The 3,115-nt window shown below is 63.9% G+C and carries 3 protein-coding genes and 1 pseudogene; all 4 read right to left on the minus strand.

The features are described from left to right. Positions 1-534: pseudogene (locus VGD20_RS01900) on the minus strand (efflux RND transporter periplasmic adaptor subunit); the annotation flags it as partial. 295 nt (positions 535-829) lie between these two features. After that, positions 830-1,099, minus strand: a complete 270-nt coding sequence (locus VGD20_RS01905) for a GlsB/YeaQ/YmgE family stress response membrane protein (protein WP_331132836.1) — start codon at positions 1,097-1,099, stop codon at positions 830-832. A gap of 122 nt (positions 1,100-1,221) precedes the next feature. Then, entirely contained in the window at positions 1,222-1,485 is a 264-nt protein-coding gene (locus tag VGD20_RS01910) for a GlsB/YeaQ/YmgE family stress response membrane protein (protein ID WP_331132837.1), read from the minus strand. Positions 1,486-2,466: 981 nt separating this feature from the next. Then, positions 2,467-3,000 (minus strand): OmpA family protein, encoded by a 534-nt coding sequence (locus tag VGD20_RS01915; RefSeq protein WP_331132838.1) that lies wholly within the window; start codon positions 2,998-3,000, stop codon positions 2,467-2,469. Positions 3,001-3,115: the final 115 nt, after the last annotated feature.

Here is a 3,115-nt window from a genome sequence, read left to right on the forward strand (position 1 = left end):
CGCCTTTGAAATGAAGCCGCGTCCAACCAGCGCCTGCGCACGCTCGAGCTCGGCCTGCGCCAGATCGGCATCGGCCTGAGCGACCTTGATCGACGCCGCGAGGCTCGCGGCCTGCTGCGTCTGCACCGAACGATCGATGATCGCGAGCGGCTGCCCGGCGCCAACCCACTGGCCGGGCTCGACGAGCACGCGCACGACCTGGCCGCCTTCGCCCGCGACCCCGACGGGCATCTCGCGCCGCGCCGCGATCGTTCCGTTTGTCGAGATCGTCGCTTCGACCGACTGACGGCCGGGGATGACGACGGTGATGTTCGGAATGCTCGCGCCGCCTGCACCGCCAGCGGCACCGTCGGCGCCCGCCGCACCGCCCTTGTTCGAGCTGAAACCGTACCACGCCGCCGCCAGCGCCAATGCGATGAGCACCAGAGCAACGATCATCCACGTCCGCTTGCGGCGGTTGTCCGCCTCTTCGTAAAAGCTCTGGGTCGAACCCGCGAGGCTGTCCATCACATCCACTTTCCGCTCGTAGTTCACGCCGAATCCCTCCTGCCCATGCGGCATCCGGTGCGCGGCAAGCGCGACAGCACTCCGCCCCCTCCAGCCCGCACGACAGGACCGAAATCCCGTTTGAGGTGTATTACCTAATTAAACCACCACTGGCAAGAGGCGAAACTTCGCCATCCCCCCCGCGCCCCGGGGCAGCGCTCATAGGCAGGTCCTGGCGCGATTTCCAGCAATTACGGATATGAAAAAGGGCGGCGCGCCCAGTGGCGGCCACCCTCTTCCCGGTACCGATTCCGAAGAACCGGCTACCCGATTTGCATGCGGATCAGCGGACGCGACCGCGCCGTACGAGGTTGACGATGCCGAGCAGGACCACCGCGCCGATGAAGGCGGTGAGCAGGGTCATCGGATCGAAGGCGTTGCCGCGCAGATGGCCACCGCCAAGGAAGCTGCCGAACAGGAAGCGGCCCAGGATCGAGCCCAGACAACCGACGATGATATTCAGGAAGATGCCTTGCTGGGCGTCGGTACGCATCACGATGCTGGCCAGCCAGCCGATAACGCCGCCCATGATGATTGCGATAATCCAAGTCATATGATGACCCCCTACGATCGTTTCTGTCGCCTGCCTTCGCAGACGACATATTGGTAACGCAAATATCTGAAATCGCCTAGCAGAATGGCGACGGCACGATCACGCCGCCGCCGCCACGCCGTTCAGCGGACGCTGCCGCGCCTCACGAGATTGATAAGGCCCAGCAGGACTACCGCGCCGATGAAGGCCCACAGAAGGCCGATCGGACTGAAAGTGTCGAGGCTTGCGCCCATGCCGAAGAAGCTGCCGAGAAAATTGCCGAGGAAGGCCCCGACGATCCCGACAACGACATTCAGGATGATCCCCTGCTGCGCGTCGGTACGCATGACGATACTCGCCAGCCAGCCGATGATGCCGCCGACGATCAATGTGATGATCAGACCCATGATATTCCCTTCCTGGACCGGCCGGGCAGACGCCGATACCCGGCGAACATGTGAACGTCCGGTCGCGCCCGGACACCGTTTCAGCGATGCAGAAGTAATGCCGAAGGGAAGCGAAAGGTTCCCGGCCGCCCCCCGAAGGACGCGACCGGGAAAGTGGGATCGGTTCCTGATCGGGAACGTCTCCGGGTCGCAACAACCGGAATAGGCAGACGCGTCCGATGATGGTGTGACGAATGTCACAGCCGCGAAAATAAAGACCGGAAGCGGATCGATGGACGGGGCCACCCGCGGTGGCGATGCAACGCGCGCGACGCGCATGCGAAATGGGGGCCGGCATCGCTGCCAACCCCCACTATCCGGCTTTGCCCCACGTACCTCCACCCCGCCTCATCCCGGTCCGCTTCTCTTGCGATCAGCAGCCCGCAAAACGATGCGTTGCGGCGCACGCCGGAACAATCCGGCGACGGTTTGGTCGGCCCCCTTTCGGGGGCCGGCCGCACCTGGAAAGCCCTTCATCATCTCTTCTTGCGTCCGCCGAAGCAGTCGCTGTCCAAGCGATGGACTGCATTTCCTGTACCCGATCGGGTTCGTATCAACTCGTGGGAATCGCTACGTTCCGTGACCAGGCTACCGGTCGATTTCCTCGTCAATCCGGTCCGTTCTCTTCTGGCTAGTCTTGCAACTACCCTTGATGTCCCGGCGGTTTGCGTCTCTGTCGTCCGATGATTTGAAGCTGCCATGGAGCGTTCGGGGCGCCAACAAAAAATCATCGAAATACGGCTGCGGACCGCTCCTGCTTGTGGATAAGTCCGGCATTAGCAACAAGTGGATTCGCTGCAGCATTTTTGTAACAGCGTTGCAGCATTTTCGGATTCGCTTTCGAAGCCGTGATCCGGCGACTCGCTTTTTTGGAAAGCGCGACTCGCCGAAAAAAAGCGGGGCCCGCAGGCCCCGCTCCCTTGTTCTCGCAAGTTGCTTCGGTCAGCCCTTCACGGTCACCTCGACCCGGCGTGCCGCTGCATTGTCGGTGCCGGTCGTGGTCGTCTCCGCCGGCTTTTCCAGTACGACCTTGTCAGCCGCGAAGCCGAGCTTCTCGAGTGCCGCCTTCACGCTCTGCGCGCGATTCTTCGACAGTTCGGCATTCGCCGCGGCGTTGCCCGTCGGGTCATTATAGCCCGACACGGCGAGCGTCGCACCCGGATTGCCGTCGACATAAGCCTTTACCGACGCGGCCGCGGTCGTCAGGTCGTTCGACACATCCGATTTGCCCGTGTCGAAATAGACCGTCAGCATCGGCTTGCCCGCACGTTCCTCGGCGACGACGCCGGCGCCTTCGGGGATCGCCGCTGCGGTCGCCGTCCCCGCAGTGCCGTCGGCGGGCGCGGCGGTTTCGCTGATCGCCGGCTCCCCGGTCGCCGGGGCAACCGCGGCATCCTGTTTCGAACAATAGCGCAGGCCGAAGAACAGCAATACCGCGAGAAGCAGGAGCAACAGCAGCCAGGGCAGCCAGCCCATGCCTCCCTTGGGTGTCTCGCCGTCACCGCCCGAATATGCCGTTTGCGGCGCGGCAGCCGATGGCGTGGGGGCCGCGGGCGGCGGCGGCGGCGGCGCCGCCGCTGCGGCGGTGGCA

It is taken from the genome of Sphingopyxis sp. (genome assembly GCF_036402335.1).
Lineage (GTDB): Bacteria > Pseudomonadota > Alphaproteobacteria > Sphingomonadales > Sphingomonadaceae > Sphingopyxis.